At 67.5% G+C, this 14,718-nt stretch carries 17 protein-coding genes and 1 pseudogene; 6 read left to right on the forward strand and 12 right to left on the reverse strand.

The window, feature by feature from the left end:
* Positions 1-35 precede the first annotated feature (35 nt).
* The 3 genes and pseudogenes from NRB56_RS24890 to NRB56_RS24900 form a co-directional block, all read right to left on the reverse strand.
* Complete coding sequence (locus tag NRB56_RS24890; RefSeq protein ID WP_194290979.1) at positions 36-662, reverse strand: TIR domain-containing protein; 627 nt, start codon at positions 660-662, stop codon at positions 36-38.
* Positions 663-701: 39 nt separating this feature from the next.
* Positions 702-1,625: a DMT family transporter gene (locus tag NRB56_RS24895; RefSeq protein ID WP_319943488.1), complete on the reverse strand. Its 924-nt coding sequence runs from the start codon at positions 1,623-1,625 to the stop codon at positions 702-704.
* 91 nt (positions 1,626-1,716) lie between these two features.
* Positions 1,717-2,157, reverse strand: a pseudogene (locus NRB56_RS24900) (MarR family winged helix-turn-helix transcriptional regulator); the annotation flags it as partial.
* 62 nt (positions 2,158-2,219) lie between these two features.
* Between NRB56_RS24900 and NRB56_RS24905 the strand changes: the two are divergent.
* Positions 2,220-2,588, forward strand: coding sequence for a VOC family protein (locus NRB56_RS24905; RefSeq protein ID WP_153346279.1), 369 nt, complete (start codon positions 2,220-2,222; stop codon positions 2,586-2,588).
* 150 nt (positions 2,589-2,738) lie between these two features.
* Here NRB56_RS24905 and NRB56_RS24910 read toward each other — a convergent pair whose 3' ends face one another.
* The 9 genes from NRB56_RS24910 to NRB56_RS24950 form a co-directional block, all read right to left on the reverse strand.
* Positions 2,739-3,314, reverse strand: coding sequence for a F0F1 ATP synthase subunit B family protein (locus NRB56_RS24910; protein WP_153346281.1), 576 nt, complete (start codon positions 3,312-3,314; stop codon positions 2,739-2,741).
* The gene (locus NRB56_RS24915; RefSeq protein ID WP_153346283.1) at positions 3,311-3,817 is read right to left on the reverse strand and encodes a F0F1 ATP synthase subunit B; all 507 of its coding nucleotides are present in this window, start codon (positions 3,815-3,817) and stop codon (positions 3,311-3,313) included. Before NRB56_RS24915 ends, NRB56_RS24910 begins: the two co-directional genes overlap by 4 nt.
* A 7-nt stretch (positions 3,818-3,824) precedes the next feature.
* A complete protein-coding gene (locus tag NRB56_RS24920) occupies positions 3,825-4,082 on the reverse strand; it encodes a F0F1 ATP synthase subunit C (protein WP_153346285.1) in 258 nt (85 codons plus the stop codon).
* 72 nt (positions 4,083-4,154) lie between these two features.
* The gene (atpB, locus tag NRB56_RS24925; protein ID WP_153346287.1) at positions 4,155-4,934 is read right to left on the reverse strand and encodes a F0F1 ATP synthase subunit A; all 780 of its coding nucleotides are present in this window, start codon (positions 4,932-4,934) and stop codon (positions 4,155-4,157) included.
* Entirely contained in the window at positions 4,931-5,311 is a 381-nt protein-coding gene (locus NRB56_RS24930) for a hypothetical protein (RefSeq protein WP_319943489.1), read from the reverse strand. The genes atpB and NRB56_RS24930 overlap by 4 nt, the downstream gene beginning before the upstream one ends.
* 465 nt (positions 5,312-5,776) lie before the next feature.
* On the reverse strand, positions 5,777-6,841 hold the full coding sequence (locus NRB56_RS24935; protein WP_153346289.1) for a methyltransferase: 1,065 nt from the start codon (positions 6,839-6,841) through the stop codon (positions 5,777-5,779).
* Positions 6,842-7,441 (reverse strand): HdeD family acid-resistance protein, encoded by a 600-nt coding sequence (locus NRB56_RS24940; protein ID WP_153346291.1) that lies wholly within the window; start codon positions 7,439-7,441, stop codon positions 6,842-6,844.
* 78 nt (positions 7,442-7,519) lie between these two features.
* Positions 7,520-8,569, reverse strand: a complete 1,050-nt coding sequence (locus NRB56_RS24945; RefSeq protein WP_194290980.1) for an AraC family transcriptional regulator — start codon at positions 8,567-8,569, stop codon at positions 7,520-7,522.
* Between the two features lie 55 nt (positions 8,570-8,624).
* Positions 8,625-9,674 carry an AraC family transcriptional regulator gene (locus NRB56_RS24950; RefSeq protein WP_194290981.1) on the reverse strand — a complete coding sequence of 350 codons (1,050 nt, stop codon included), beginning with the start codon at positions 9,672-9,674 and terminating at the stop codon, positions 8,625-8,627.
* Between the two features lie 277 nt (positions 9,675-9,951).
* Between NRB56_RS24950 and NRB56_RS24955 the strand changes: the two genes are divergently transcribed.
* From NRB56_RS24955 to NRB56_RS24975, 5 genes are all read left to right on the forward strand, one after another.
* Positions 9,952-11,241, forward strand: coding sequence for an aldehyde dehydrogenase family protein (locus NRB56_RS24955; RefSeq protein ID WP_194290982.1), 1,290 nt, complete (start codon positions 9,952-9,954; stop codon positions 11,239-11,241).
* A 53-nt stretch (positions 11,242-11,294) separates the two neighbouring features.
* The gene (locus NRB56_RS24960; RefSeq protein ID WP_153346299.1) at positions 11,295-11,615 is read left to right on the forward strand and encodes a hypothetical protein; all 321 of its coding nucleotides are present in this window, start codon (positions 11,295-11,297) and stop codon (positions 11,613-11,615) included.
* Between the two features lie 195 nt (positions 11,616-11,810).
* A complete protein-coding gene (locus tag NRB56_RS24965; protein ID WP_319943490.1) occupies positions 11,811-12,110 on the forward strand; it encodes a winged helix-turn-helix transcriptional regulator in 300 nt (99 codons plus the stop codon).
* A 78-nt stretch (positions 12,111-12,188) separates the two neighbouring features.
* Positions 12,189-13,052 (forward strand): LLM class F420-dependent oxidoreductase, encoded by an 864-nt coding sequence (locus NRB56_RS24970; protein ID WP_153346301.1) that lies wholly within the window; start codon positions 12,189-12,191, stop codon positions 13,050-13,052.
* A 363-nt stretch (positions 13,053-13,415) separates the two neighbouring features.
* Positions 13,416-14,618 carry a cytochrome P450 gene (locus NRB56_RS24975; protein WP_153346303.1) on the forward strand — a complete coding sequence of 401 codons (1,203 nt, stop codon included), beginning with the start codon at positions 13,416-13,418 and terminating at the stop codon, positions 14,616-14,618.
* The last annotated feature ends 100 nt before the right edge of the window (positions 14,619-14,718 follow it).

Genomic DNA, 14,718 nt, shown 5'->3' on the forward strand with positions numbered 1-14,718 from the left:
ACTGTGCCGCTTGGAATAGGCGGCACAGCCAGCAGTCACCTCGTCAGAGCGTCCATGTTGCAGTTCAGCTTCGCACCTTCGCGCAGTTCCTTGGCAACCCTAGAACGCCAGTTACGTTCAGGGTCGCGCCTGATGTAGATCACACCGAGAAGATCACTGGGAAGCTCGACCCCTGGGTCGTGAAGGATGATGGTGCGAGCGCGACCGAGCGTTCCGATGAAAAATCCAAGCTCCAGGATCACGTTCTGTCGAGCACGTGCGTTGAGGTCGACGGCATCCTTGGCAGCGCCCTTGTCATCAGCGGTGAGTAGCACGATCGCAGCCGCAGCTTGAGCGGCATGTGCTTCGAACTTCTCGATGATGGTGCGCCCCAGGTCAGCCTGCTCGTGCAGGATTACCGGCGGACGGCCGAGAAGGTCGTGCAAGAACCGAGCGACGGATTCCTTCGCCAGCTCATCATGACCATGCACGATGAAGACCTGGTAGCCGCCAACGGCTGATGGAATTGTCTTGCTAGGCACGGTTTTTGAAGCTTCCGGGAGCTCGTCGAACAATGGCAGTTGCTCTTGAGTCTCGGTGAGTTTCCTAATATAACGCTTGAAATCTTTGCGTAGATCCGCAACCTTGCCGGATAGAGTCGACGGTACGTCTCCGAAGAACACCTTCAGGTAGTAGTCATCCGCAGGGATCGGCCGACGTCGTTACCGATCGCTGCGGACCACGGCGACGCCGATGAGAATCATCGCGCCGCCGAGCAATTGGAGGAATCGGACCGGCTGGCCGAGCAGGGCCCAGGCCAGCAGCGGGGCGGCGGCCACCTCGCACAGGCCGGTGAAGGAGGCCAGTCGGGCGCCGAGTCGGCGGGTGGCGGCTATCCCGGAGACGTAGGCGAGGGCGGTGGTGACGATGCCGAGCACCAGGACCACCGTCCACCAGGGGGTGGTGAAGCCACGGAATCGCGCTGGATCCGCAGATCCGTGCAGGGCGAGGACGCCGGTGGCTCCGGCGATCGACAGGACGAGTGCGCCGACCACGAGACCCCCGGCCGCCAGCACGATTCCCGGTAGTTCGCCGTCGTCGCGGGCGGACAGCAGGTAGTAGACGACCGAACCCAGCATGGCGGCCAGGGCCCAGGCGACGCCGGACCAGGCGACGTTGCCGCTGCCCACGTCGACCACCAGCACCAGGCCGCCGAGCCCGCAGATCGTGCCGATCATGGTCGCAGGGGTGGGGCGCTGCCGGTCGCGGGCCCACAGCCATGCCACCACGGCGATCGGTGAGGCGAAGACGATCAGCAGTGCCACGCCGACCGGCAGGTGCGCCACCGCTTCGAAGAAGGCCAGCTGGGTGCCGGCGACGGCGATCAGTCCGTAGCCGCCGAGGAGGGAAAGGTTGCGGCGCAGCAGGTTCCAACTGCCGTGCAGTCGAATCACGGCGATCGGCAGCAGGGCCACGGCCGCCACGACCACCCGGGCCGTCACCGCACCGCCGGCGCTCCAGCCGGCGTCGATCAGGGCGCGGGCGAGCACACCGGAGAGGCCGAAGGCCGCGGCGGAGACCGTCGCCCACATCAGGCCCGACCGCATCCGCCGTCGTCCGACCTCGTCACCGATCGCATTCGCCACCGTGGTGAGGCTAGGGCCGAAGTGTGCGGCTCGCTACGCCTTTTCCGGGATGGTCGACAGCGGGTGTGCCGCGCGGCCGGGGAACAGGCTGTGCGCCGTCGCGCAGGGAATGGATCATGCTGCGCAAGAGGCGGAATGCTGTCGACTGCTCGGTCTCGGTCAAGCCGGCCAGCATTGCGAGTTCGACGGACCGGACCGCCACGGTCGCCTTCTCGAGGCTCCGCCGTCCGCGCGGCGTGAGCCGGACGGGGAGAACCTTCCCGACGGGCGCCTCCGTGGGCCTGGTCACGTGGCCCTCCCGTTCCAGGGTCCGGAGCAGTACGTTCATCGACTGCCGGGTCACGAACGCGCCCCGCGCGAGCTCGGAGTTCGACAAGCCCGGCCGTTGCGCCAGCAACTCGAGGCAGGAGTAGTGCGTCACGCTCATTCCGAGCGGCCGCAGCACCTCCTCCATGGCCGTGCGCAGCACGCTCGACGCCTCCTTCAGCAGATAGGCCACCGACGTCTCGAGGTCGACCCCGTCTCCACTCATGTCAGTATTCTGACATATAGTGGTTTGTGTCAGAAAACTGACACAAAGGAAGGAGTGCCGCCATGCCGGCTACCGGACCCGACTTCATCTCGCTCCAAGTGCGCGACCTCGACGCCGCACAGGCGTTCTACGAGCAGTACCTCGGCCTCGTCCGCTCGCGGACCGGACCTCCGCACGCCGTCGTCTTCGAGACGAAGCCGATCGCGTTCGCACTCCGCGACGTCGTTCCCGGCACCGACCTCGCCTCCGCTGCCCGGCCCGGCATCGGCGCCGCGATCTGGTTCCACGCCACGGATGTCCAGGCCGTTCACGATGCTCTCGTCGACCACGGTCATACCATCGTCGCCGCACCGATCGACGGCCCGTTCGGCCGGACGTTCACCTTCGCCGATCCCGACGGCTATCACATCACTCTCCACGACCGGGCCTGATCGGCCGATCGCCGGCGCCGTCCCGCGCAGCCGACGCGGCGCCGGCGCCGGCGCAGCCGACAGGTCGTGCGGTGCCGGAGCGGAAGGCACCGCGCCCCGGCACTGTGCGCAGTGCCGGGGCGCGGATGGTCGAGAACCGTTGCGGCCGGGTCAGTTCCAGCGGGACAGGGCCCAGCGGCGGACGGCGGGGGAGGCGTTGGCGAGGGTTTCGAGGTCGTCGAGGAACTTCTCGATGCTCTCGTTCACGGCCTCGGGGCTGGCCACCTGCTCCTGGACCTTCTCCTCGGTGCAGGCCAGCATGGCGGCGGCCAGGTCGGCCTCGAGGTCGCGCATGAGCTGGCGGCGCAGGACGGTGATCTGGTCGCGGCCCTGTTTGCGGACGCGTTCGACCTCCGTCTGCGCGGCCTCGCGCATCTGCTCGATGATGCGGGTGGCGTCCTCCCGGGCGTCCTCGCGCATGCGCTCGAGCTCGGCCTGCGCCTCGGCGAGCGCGCTGTCGTAGGCCGCCTTGGCCTGCTCCAGTCGCGTCGCCGCCTGCTCGCTCTCCTCCAGCTGCTTGCGCACCGTCTCCTGGCTCTTGGCCATCATCTTCTGCAACGGTGGCACGACGTATTTCACGATCAACGCGATGATGACCGCGAAACCGACCAGCTGGCTGAGGAATACCGACCACTGGATGGTGATGTGGTATCCGTCCTCGGCGAGCACGCCGGGAGTGTAGGTCATGACGAGGCCCGTCCTGTCTGGTGTCCGGCGCCGGTGCCTGCGTGCCGATCGCCGCCGACCACGCGGTCGGCCAGGGTTTGAGCGAGCGGTTCCACGGCCTCGCGCAGCTCCGCGGACACCTGATCGGCCTGGGCGCGCAATTGCGCCGCGGATTCGGCGACGATCTCGTCGGCTTGCTGCTGCGCTTCGTTGCGCAATTCTTCGAGAATGGCCCGGCCTTCGGCGCGGGCCTCGTTACGGATTTCGGCCGCTTCGGCGCGGGCCTTGGTCAGGGCCGTCTGGTAGCGCTCGTCGGCTTCGGCGAACACATCCTTGGCTTCCTTGGTGTTCGCCGCGGTCGCGGCGACCCGTTCCTCGCGGTCCGCCAATACCTTGCGGATCGGCGGCACCACGATGAACCAGATGACTCCGAGCACGATCACGAAGATGATCAGTTCGGCGAAGAAGGTGCCGTTGGGGACGAGGAAGTTCCCCTCGGCTGCCACATCTGTGCGGGGCGGCATGATCGAGTTACTTACCGGGAGTGGCGAATACGAACAATGCCATGAAGGCGAGGTTGATGAAGTACGCCGCCTCGACCAGACCGACGGTGAGGAAGAAGTTGCCGCGCAACTTGCCCTCGGCCTCCGGCTGCCGGGTGACCCCGTTGATCAGCGCCGCGCCGGCGAGGCCGTCACCGATACCCGCGCCGATGGCGCCGCCCGCCATGATCAGGCCACCACCGATGAGTGCACCCTGGACGATGGCCGCCGTAGTTGCGTCTGCCATTTTTCACTTCCTGTTCTCGAACGCAGTTGCCCCGACCGTTGCCGGTCAATGGTTCACCGCCCGGCTCGCCGGTCAGTGGTTTTCGTGCTCCAGCGCCATGGACTGGCTGAAGTAGAGGACGGTCAGCAAGGAGAAGATGAATGCCTGGATGAAGCCGACGAACATGTCGAACAACTTCCAGATCGCATTCGGGCCCCAGCTGATCCAGAACGGAAACAGCGTGATCACCGAGATCATGACGCCACCGGCGAACATGTTTCCGAACAATCGCAGCGACAGCGACAGCGGCTTGGCGATCTCCTCGATGACGTTGATGAACACCATCGGTCCCCAGCCGGTGTGGCCCTTCAGCAGCAGTTTGAAATGGGTGATCGGACCGCGTCGTGCGATACCCGCGCCCTGATAGAACACGAAGACGAACAACGCCAGCGCGTACACGAAGTTCACGTCGGAGGCCGGCGGCGCGATGAATTCGCCGGAGCCGTATTGCATGGGCAATACCGACAACCAGTTCGACAGCAGGATGAAGGTGAACAGCGTGACCGCGAGCGGCAGCGCGTACGGCGCCACTCGCAGCCCGATCGCGCTCTCCACCTGATCACGCATCTGCACGGTGACGGTTTCGAAGAACAATTGCACGCCGTTGGGCACACCGGAGGTGATCTTCGCGCGCAGGAACAATGCCAGCGCGATCACGATCGCGGCGGCGACGGCGGTCGACACGATGGTGTCGAGATCGAACTCCAGTCCGAGGAAATGCGCGGTCGCGTGTTCGCCGACATGAATCTTCGTATCGGCGAGGACGGCGACCGATCCGGTCGTCCGGGCCAGGGGAACAGCGAGGATCGTCATGACAGTTCGCGCAGCGCTTTCAGTTCGGGCACGACGGTCTGGAGGACCATGATCACTTGGAAGACGGCCACACCGAAGAAGATTCCGATGCCGTCGGGCCGTGCCAGGATTCCGACCACGATGGCCAGGGCGGTGAGGCCGAGCAGGCGGAATGCGGTAGTCGCCAGCAGGGCCTGTTTACTGGGTGCTTCCGAACGCGTGATGCGGGTGACCGTCCGATAGGTGAGATTGGCGTTGAGCCAACCCAACCCGAGTCCGGCGCAAAGGAAGACACCGAGTAACAATCGGTGCAGCGGACCTGTGGCAACCAGTGCCAGAACGCCGAAGGCGACCGCTATATAGGCCGCGCGGCGCAATCGGATCCGGTCCAGGTTCACTTGGGACACCGCCTCGCCGTAGAACCCACCTCGTAGTGGGGGTCGTGATTGATGGTTAGCATACACATCGGAAGGTCATTGTGTAGCAATGCTTTTGATCTTTGTTTGGTTGATCTTGAATCTGCTTCCCCGGATGTCCGTTCGGCGCTTTCGGCCATCTCGCGGCTAACATTGCCGGGTGTCGGTCGCCGAAATTATCGATGCCGCGTCGACGTCGTCGGATGTGCCGAGAGCTGTCGAAGCTGTGAATTGCCGGATATCCTCGGCTCGGACCAGGCGAACCTTCGGCGAAATTCGGACATCATTCGATGCCTCGGACGGCGCAGCGTTCCGACCGGGCCGGACCGCGCTTTTGCGGGCGCCATCCGATCACCAAGGAATTGCAAATGTTTTATAAAAACAACAGCTGAACGAGAGGATTCCATTTGCCGGGCCGCGGCTGCCGGCATCCGGTCGAACCGGCGGCTACCCGCGGTCGGCGCCCGGCCGGCCCGGATCCGTGAACGCGGCCCGCCCGGCGTCGTGCGCCGCGCGGGCGCGGGTGAGTTTGGTGCCGCACACCATCGACTCGGTGCCGGTCAGTCGCTGGGTGTAGACGGCCCCGAATCCCGCCTCCGCCATCCAGTTCCGGCATTCGGAGGGGGTGTGCTCGCCGCCGGCCGGCGTCTCGATGAGCATGGTGAGGCTGCTGAGCAGGGCATGGGTGTTGGTGCGGCGCCCGTCGTCGACGAGCGAGCCGTACACGATCACCGATCCGCCCTCGGGCAGCGCCTCGTACGCCTTGCGCAACAGCATTCGCTTCGTGTCGAGGTCCCAGCCGTGCAGGATGTGGCCGAAGACCAGCACGTCGGCGGCGGGCAGCGGATCGCCGAGGAAGTCGCCCGCGACGAACGCGGTCCGCTCCGCGAGCCGGGCCAGGTGTTCGGCGAAGATCGGTTCCACGATCGGCAGGTCGAATCCGATGCCGCGCAGCCGCGGATGCTCGTTCAGCACGATGCGCAGGAATTCGCCCTGCGCCGTGCCGATGTCGGCGACGGTGTCGCGCTCCTCCCACGGGAATCCGGCCGCGAGCGCGGTGGCGCTGGGCCGCGACAGCCCGGTCATCGCCTGCAGGAAACCGCGCAGCGCGCGGCTGTCGCGGTAGAGGGTTTCGAAGAAGTCGCCGCCGGTGCGGATCTCGTTCTGCGGCCGGCCGGTGCGCAGCGCCTCGGTGAGATGACCCCAGTGACCGTAGCTGCGGGTGGCCGTCATCTCCAGATAGCCGCCGATGTAGTCCTCCGACTTCCGGTTGAGGTACCGGCCGGTCTCGGTGGTGTTGCTGTAGATACCGCCGTTGCGGTGCAGCATGCCCAGCGCGACGAGCGAGTCGAGGAAGTCACGCGCCCCGCGCGGGTGCAGGCCCACCCAGTCGCGCAACGCGTCCAGTGGCAGCGGACCGTCCGACAGTGCGGTGAACACATCGAGCTCGACGGCACTGAGCAGCGTGCGGGACCCCTGATAGGCCATCCCGACCTGCAGGATCCGGTCCATCTACAACCGGCCGGCCACGGCCTTGGCGCCGTTGCGGACCTGGAAGGCGTAGACGACCTCCAGGATGCCCATGATGATCAGCCACCAGCCGGCCACCAGGGTGAGCGTCGTGATCGCGTGGATCGGCCAGATCACCAGCGCGACGCCGCCGATGATCAGCATGGCGCCGTAGAAGATCGCCCAGCCGCGGCCGGGCAGGCCGCGCGGCGACTCGATGCTGCCCGCCGCCACGGTGATGCCGCGGAACAGCCAGCTGATACCGACCCAGAGGGCCAGCAGCACGATGGAGTTGCCGATCTCACGGAAGCTGAAGAACGCCAGGATGAACGACAGGATTCCGCTGACCAGCGACAACACCCGCCAGCCCGCGCTGACGTGCGGCCCGAACGCGGCGACCAGCTGCAATACGCCGGAGACCAGCAGGTAGATGCCGAACAGGATTCCGGCGACCACCAGTGTCGGGCCGGGCCAGACCAGGGCCATGATGCCCAGGGCCACCGCCAGGACGCCGATGATGAGCAGCGACTCCCAGGCGCTGCGGGCCAACGAGTGCAACGGCCCCTCGTACATCGTGTCGGCTGCATGATTGCTGGTTGTCATACCGGAACACTAATTCGAGATCATGGGGTAGCGAACAGTTCGCCAGTATCAATTCAATCAATCTCGGGCCGGTCACGGTCATACTCCGGAGGTGACCCGCCCGCGGTGCAGCCGGGCGAAGTGCCCCGGGGACTGGCCCTTCCAGGTGCGGAAGGCGGCGGCGAAGGCGGACACGCTGGAATAGCCGAGCCGGGTGGCGACGTGTTCGACGGTGAGCCCCGCGGTGAGCAGTTCCTCGGCGAGCATGCCGATGGTCTCGTTGGACAGCTCGCGGTAGGTGGTGCCCTCGTCGGCGAGCCGGCGGCGGAGGGTGCGGACCGACAGGTCGAGATCGGCGGCGATCCGGTTCTGGTCGGCGACCCCGCCGCGGCGGATCAGCAACTGCCGTACCCGGTCGCTCATCCCCACCCGGCCGCGCCGGCGCTGCAGGATGTCCGCGCACTGCTGTTCGTAGAACCGGGCGGTGGCGGCGCTGCCCTGCGGCAGCGGCTGGTCGAGCGTGCTCGCGCGGCCGATCAGGGCCGACTGCTCGGCGCCGAAGTCCAGCCGGTCGACGCCGAGCAGGGTGGCGAACATCTCGTAGATCGGGTGGGCTTCGATCGTGACCCGCGCCCGCACCAGCGGGAGCCGGGTCTGCATCATGTCCTGGGTGACGGTGGCGATCGCCGCGAAATCGTGTTCCAGCGCGAACCTGCGCAGATCGGGCGGCACCATGCTGTCGTCGCGGGTGATCCGGTACTCGGCGCCGCGCAGCTCGAACCGGTGCGTGCCGTAGGTGACCCAGCTGTCGCCGTAGCGCAGCCCGACCTCGGCCGCGTGCCGCATGGTCGGACTGGTCATGATCGCGAAGCCGAGCACGCCCAGCCGGGTGGGATGACACATCATCCCGGCCATCAGGCCCAGGCCCGGTTCGTCGTGCACGCCGTGAACCACGTTGCGCAGCAGCGTGATCTCCTGGCCGTAGGTGATCCCGACATCGTCGTCGCGCAGCCGGTTCGGGTGAATTCCGGTGTCGCGCAGTATCGTTTCGGCCGTCAGGCCCCGGGATTCGGCGAAGTCCACGAGCAGGGCCGCGCCGCTCACCGAGCGTGAGCGGGCGGATCGATCCAGTGCCCCGGCATCGTCCATGCGGCCCATGGTCGCAGAGTCCCGGTGGCCGTGTCCCGGAAATCCCGGCCCCGCGCTACACCCGGTCGGTCACCCGGCCGCGGTGCCGGCGCGCGAAATGCCCGGGGGACTGGCCTTTCCACGCCCGGAACGCCGCGGTGAACGCCGAGGTGCTGGAGTAACCGAGCCGGCCCGCGACGTGTTCCACCGTGAGCCCGGCGGTGAGCAGCTCCTCGGCGAGCATTCCGATTGTCTCGCTGGACAGTTCGCGATAGGTGGTGCCCTCGTCGGCGAGCCGGCGGCGCAGCGTCCGGACCGACAGGTCGAGATCGGCGGCGACGTGCGCCTGATCGGCGATGCCGCCGCGGCGGATCAGCAGTTCGCGCACCCGGCCGCTGACCCCGTCGCGGCTGCGCCGCCGCTGGATCAGATCCACGCACTGCTGCTCGTAGAACCGGGCGGTGGCGATGTTACCGCTCGGCAGCGGCAGATCCAGGGTGGCCCGCTTTCCGGTCAGAACCGTTCGGCGGGAGTCGAATTCGATGGTCTCGACGCCGAGCAGGGTGGCGAACATCTCGTAGATCGGGTGCGCGCCGACAGTCACCTGCACCGCCAGCATCGGCAGCCGCATCTGCATGATGTCCTGCTGGATGGTCGAGATCGCGGCCACGTCGCGTTCGAGGGCGAAGCGGCGCAGTTCCGGTGGCAGGACGGTGTCGTCGCGGACCACCCGGAACAGGTCGCCCTGTTCCTCCAGCCGGTGCGGCGCGAAGGTGAACCACATGTCGCCGTAGCGCAGGGCGACCTCCGCCGCGTGCCGCACCGTCGGACTGGACATCACCGCGAAACCCAGCACGCCCAGTGACGGTGGGTGACACATCAGTCCGGCCATGAGTCCCAGGCCCGGTTCGTCGTCGACCCCCTCGACGAGGTTGCGCAGCAGGGTGAGTTCCTGCGCGTAGGTGATCTCACCGTGCGGATCTCGCAGCAAATCCTCGGGAATCGCCGTGCCGCGCAGGATCGCGGACGCGGCGAGACCCCGCGACTCCGCGAACTCGACCAACAGCGCTGCGCCGGCGATGGAGCGCAGGCGAGCGGACGGATTGGTGATCGTGGCATCGTCCACCCGCAAATGGTCGCAGACTCCGCGCATGCTTCGCCGGGAATCCGCTGTGCTCATGTCACATTCGCGGTACGCTCTCGTCGCGGTAAGTTTGCTGAGCGCGGTCCCAAATCCACAGATTTCTGTCCCAATGCACACTGGTTGCCGGATGTTGATTAGCCATACGGTTTCTCTGTGTCACACCATGTCCGGTGCTGCCGACGCACCGGGAGTCCGGATCCGGACGACCCGGACATGGTGCGGCAGTACCTCTTTCCCCGCACCCGGAGTGAGTAGACGCATGCCGTTCACGCCATCGCCCGCTGTCAGGAACGCCTGGATCACCGTGTCCGCCCCCGGCGACGGGCGCGTGCTCGGCACGTTGCCGATGCACACCCCCGAGCGGGTCCGGACCCTGGTCACCGGCCTGCGCGCGGCCCAGATCGACTGGCGCGGTATGGGCGTCGTCGGCCGCACGCGATGGGTCACGCAGTTCCGCGACTGGCTCGCAGCCAACCGGCAGCGACTGGTCGACCTGTTCGCCGCGGAGACCGGAAAGTCGGTTGCTGCGGCGATGCGCGAGTTCCGGCTGTGCCTCGACGCCCTCGATTACCACCGCACCCACGGGGCCGAATTCCTGCACGGGCAACGGTTGCGGCCGCACGCGCTGCCGACGGTCTCCTCGCATCTGGCGATCGCCTATCGGTCGTGCCCGGTGGTGGGCGTCGTCGCGCCGTGGGCACATCCGTTGGCGGTCACCGTGTTCGACGCGATCCCGGCGCTGCTGACCGGGTCGGCCGTGCTGGTGAAGCCGTCGTCGCTCACGCCGCTGACGGTGCGCGCGCTGGTCGGCGGCTGGGCCGAACTGGGCGCGCCGCCGGTGCTGGACTTCGTGGTCGGCCGCGATGCCGGCCCGGCCCTCGTCGACACGGTCGACTACGTGCACTTCACCGGATCGCCGGAGACGGGGAAGATGGTCGCGCTGCGGACCGCCGCGCGGCTGGTGCCGTGCCGGCTGGAACTCGGCGGCAAATCGGCGGCACTGGTCCTCGCCGACGCCGACCTGGATCGCGCGGCCGCGGGGATCGCGCTCGGCGGCCTGTCCGATTGCGGGCAGAACTGTCACAGCATCGAGCGGATCTTCGTCGAATCCGCCTGCTACGAAGCGTTCGTCGAGCGGCTGACCGCCGAGGTGGCGGGCTGGACCCCCGAGCCCGGCGAGTACTCGGAGGTGATGACCTCGTCGGCGCATGTGCGGCGCGTCCACGAACAGGTGCGCGACGCCCGTGCCAAGGGCGCGTCGCTGCGGATCGGCGGATCCGGGCGCGACCACGTGTTCGAGCCGACCGTGCTGGCCGACGTCGAACCCACCATGAGCGTGCTGACCCAACAGACCCTGGGCCCGGTACTGCCGGTGATGCGGGTCGAATCCGCCGAGGCGGCGCTCGCGCTGATCAACGATCCGTGCGGCCCGGCCGCGAGCATCTGGACCTCCGACGACTCCACGGGAAGGGAGTCGGCCGGTCGAATCGTGGCGGCCCGGGTAGCCGTCGCGGACGTGTCGGTGCACCTGATGCCGGCACATCTGTAACACCCACGACAGGAAGAACTTTCGACACACGGCAAAGGTTGTGAGGACATCCGATGATCGGCTGGCAGATCTTCGGCGCCGCTCTCGTCCTGATCGGCGTCTCGAGTTCGGTGGCGATGAGCCGCCGCCCGCAACATATTTCGTCCGGACGTACCGTCTCGGAGATCCGGCAGCGCATCCTCGCCGAGATCGCGGCCCCGGCGCTCGCCCCGCCGGTGCTGTTGATCCCGCACAGCGCGCCGGATCACACTCCGGATGTTCCGGAGGCCCACCGCACCATGCAGGAACATCTGGAATGCACGGTCGCCGAGTGCGCGCGCAAGGCGACGGCCTACCGGGTGCTGGTCGAGGCGGGGCGCATCACGCCGCGCTGAGGGCCGGCCCGGCGGGTGTCCGCCGGGCCGGTTCCCGGGTCATGCTGTCGCCGAACCGTTTTCGGCAGTCGCGGCGAATGCTCACTGGCCGAACAGCACCCGGCCGGCGTAGCGAGCCGCAGTGCGGTGAGGCCCGCGAGCGGCGGGTGGCCGCGATCGTGGCCGGAATCAGCGTGTCACCATCGAGGTGCGGGCGTGCTGCTCGCGCTCGAACCCGGCACCTGGCGGTTCTCCGAGTTGCGCCGGCGCATCGAGGGCATCACGCAGAAGATGCTGACCCAGACGCTGCGCGGGCTCGAGCGGGACGGCATCGTGACGCGGCGGGTGTATCCGACGGTTCCGGCCACCGTCGAGTACACGCTCACTCCGCTGGGCCGCAGCCTGTGCGAGGCGGTCGCCGTACTACGGGGGTGGGCGTACACCCATATCGGCGAGATTGCAACCGCCCGAGCCGATTACGATGACAAGACGGAATCCGGCCGCGACCGGCGGTAGGCGGTTCGGGCCTGCGGCGGGCGCCGGATTAGGGTGAAGATCGACAAGGCCTGCCATCTCCACGCGAGGAGCTACCCCATGGACCTGAGCCTGCACTACTGGAACTTCTCCCATCCGTCCGATCCCGCCCGGATCGCCACCACGCTCGGCGCCACCGCGCGCGACGCCGAGCAGGCGGGATTCGCCGGGTTCACCGTGATGGACCACTACTTCCAGATGGAGCTTCGCGGCACGGCCGACGAGCCCATGCTGGAGGCCTACACCACCCTCGGCTATGTGGCCGCGCTGACCGAGCGGATCGAGCTCGGCGTGCTCGTCACCGGCGTCATGTATCGCCACCCGGGTTTGCTGGCGAAGATCGTCACGACGCTGGACGTGCTGTCCGGCGGCCGGGCACACCTCGGCATCGGCGCGTCCTGGTACGAGCGGGAACAGGTCGGCCTCGGCGTCCCCGTGGTGCCGGTGGCCGAGCGGTTCGAACGACTCGAGGAGACGCTGCAGATCTGCCTGCAGATGTGGAGCGACGACAACGGGCCGTACGAGGGCCGGCACTACCAGCTGGCGGAGACGCTGTGCGTACCCGCCCCGCTGACCCGGCCGCGGCCGCCGATCCTCATCGGCGGTGGTGGAGAGAAGAAGACCCTGCTGCTGGTGGCGCGCTACGCCGACGCGTGCAACCTGTTCGCCACGACGCCCGACGAGGTGTCCGCGAAGCTCGACGTGCTGCGCAAGCATTGCGACGCGGAGGGCCGCGACTACGACGCCATCCGCAAGACGGCCCTGTACATGGGCCCGGTGTTCGATGATCCGGATGCCTTCCTGGTCGGTGCGGAAGCCCTTGCCGGACTGGGTATCACGCAGCTGGATCTGATGCCGGACGGCGATCCGATCGAATATGTCGAGCGCGTCGCCGATCTGGTACCGCGGATCGCCGAACTCTGATCCCCGTCGTCCCGGGAACGCCCGCCGCATCCGCGACGGGCGTTTTTCGTGGTAACTCCCGGGCCTCCGGTCGCGCCCGGCTGCCGAGCCCCCGTGCCGCCGATCGGTGCAGCTCGCGGCGTCGTCAAGGGTACGGCCGGTCTCCGGGCCGCGGCTGCGCCGCGGTAGCTGTCGGTCCGACCGGTCTGCACGCTGTGAATGAAAGCCTGTGTGAACGAAGCAGTTTGATGCTCTTCGACGTGAAAGATGGCTTTTCATAATGTGTTTCGATCGTTGACAGTGGCAGGCGGGAGTAATACTTTAGCTGGAGTAAGGATTTTCTCCGGCAGGGAACCCACCGTCCGTGACGACCAGGGAGACCGTATGACCGCCCCCACCGAGGTTCGCCAGTACCCGTTCGGCGAGCCGGTTCGACTCGAGATCCATCCACTGTTCGCGACACTCCGCCGGGAGGAACCGGTTTCGCGCATCCGGTTGCCCTACGGCGGCGACGGCTGGCTGGTCACCCGCTACGCGGATGTCAAGCGGGTGCTCGCCGACCCCCGATTCAGCCGCGCCGTGACCGTCGGCCGCGACGACATTCCGCGTTCCACACCCGAACCCGCGCGGGCGAATTCACTGCTCAGCATGGATCCGCCGGAACACACCCGGCTGCGCAAGCTGGTGTCGAAGGCGTTCACGGCGCGCCGTGTGGCCGAATTGCGGCCCCGCGCACAGCAGATCGCCGACGGCCTGCTCGACACCGTCGAACGCACCGGCGCGCCGGCCGATCTGGTCAGGGGGCTGGCGCTGCCGCTGCCGGTCACGGTGATCTGCGAGATGCTCGGTGTCCCGCCCGAGGAACACCATCGGTTCCGGGACTTCTCCGACACCGTGATGGCCACGACCGCGTACTCGCTGGCGCAGATTCGCGCGGCCCGGGCGGCGCTCGAGGACTATCTGACCGAACTGGTCGCCCGGCGGCGCGCCACCCCCACCGACGATCTGTACGGCGCACTGGTCGCCGCGCGCGACAACGAGGACCGGCTCAGCGAGGCGGAGCTGGTCAACCTCGGCGTCACCATTCTGATCGCGGGCCACGAGACCACCGCCAACCAGATCGCCAACTTCGCCTATGTGCTGCTCAGCGATCCGGATCGGTGGGAACTGCTGCTGCGGCGGCCGGATCTGGTGCCCGCCGCGGTGGAGGAGTTGCTGCGCTACGTGCAGCTCGGCAGCGGCGCCGCCTTCGCCCGGGTGGCGACCGAGGACGTCGAACTCGGGGGCGTCACCGTACGGGCCGGCGAGGCGGTGTTCGCGAGCATCCAGTCGGCCAATCGGGACGACGCGGTCTTCGCCGATTCCGAGCGGCTGGACCTCACCCGGGAGACCAGCGTGCACGTGGCCTTCGGGCACGGCGCGCACCATTGTCTCGGCGCCCAGCTGGCGCGCGTGGAACTACAGGTCGCGTTGAGTTCGCTGCTGCGCCGCTTCCCCGCGCTGCATCTGGCGGTACCGCCGGATGAAATCCCTTGGAAGACAGGGTTGCTCGTGCGCGGGCCGAGCGAGTTGATGGTGGGGTGGTGAGCCGGCGGTTTGTGACGGAAGTCTGACCTCGCGGCCGCCGACGGCGTTTCGTGGCTGTGCGGACCCGTGATTCGGGGAGGATTCCGGGCATGAATCCCTC

It is taken from the genome of Nocardia aurantia (assembly GCF_009604425.1).
Lineage (GTDB): Bacteria > Actinomycetota > Actinomycetes > Mycobacteriales > Mycobacteriaceae > Nocardia > Nocardia aurantia.

Excerpts from the sequence above, each read along its gene's own strand:
- NRB56_RS24945 (WP_194290980.1), bottom strand. The coding sequence starts at position 8,569 with ATGGACGATGCCGGGGCACTGGATCGATCCGCCCGCTCACGCTCGGTG.
- NRB56_RS24915 (WP_153346283.1), bottom strand. The coding sequence starts at position 3,817 with ATGCCGCCCCGCACAGATGTGGCAGCCGAGGGGAACTTCCTCGTCCCC.
- NRB56_RS24920 (WP_153346285.1), bottom strand. The coding sequence starts at position 4,082 with ATGGCAGACGCAACTACGGCGGCCATCGTCCAGGGTGCACTCATCGGT.
- NRB56_RS24905 (WP_153346279.1), top strand. The coding sequence starts at position 2,220 with ATGCCGGCTACCGGACCCGACTTCATCTCGCTCCAAGTGCGCGACCTC.
- NRB56_RS24960 (WP_153346299.1), top strand. The coding sequence starts at position 11,295 with ATGATCGGCTGGCAGATCTTCGGCGCCGCTCTCGTCCTGATCGGCGTC.
- NRB56_RS24910 (WP_153346281.1), bottom strand. The coding sequence starts at position 3,314 with ATGACCTACACTCCCGGCGTGCTCGCCGAGGACGGATACCACATCACC.
- NRB56_RS24935 (WP_153346289.1), bottom strand. The coding sequence starts at position 6,841 with ATGGACCGGATCCTGCAGGTCGGGATGGCCTATCAGGGGTCCCGCACG.
- atpB (WP_153346287.1), bottom strand. The coding sequence starts at position 4,934 with ATGACGATCCTCGCTGTTCCCCTGGCCCGGACGACCGGATCGGTCGCC.
- NRB56_RS24970 (WP_153346301.1), top strand. The coding sequence starts at position 12,189 with ATGGACCTGAGCCTGCACTACTGGAACTTCTCCCATCCGTCCGATCCC.
- NRB56_RS24975 (WP_153346303.1), top strand. The coding sequence starts at position 13,416 with ATGACCGCCCCCACCGAGGTTCGCCAGTACCCGTTCGGCGAGCCGGTT.
- NRB56_RS24940 (WP_153346291.1), bottom strand. The coding sequence starts at position 7,441 with ATGACAACCAGCAATCATGCAGCCGACACGATGTACGAGGGGCCGTTG.
- NRB56_RS24955 (WP_194290982.1), top strand. The coding sequence starts at position 9,952 with ATGCCGTTCACGCCATCGCCCGCTGTCAGGAACGCCTGGATCACCGTG.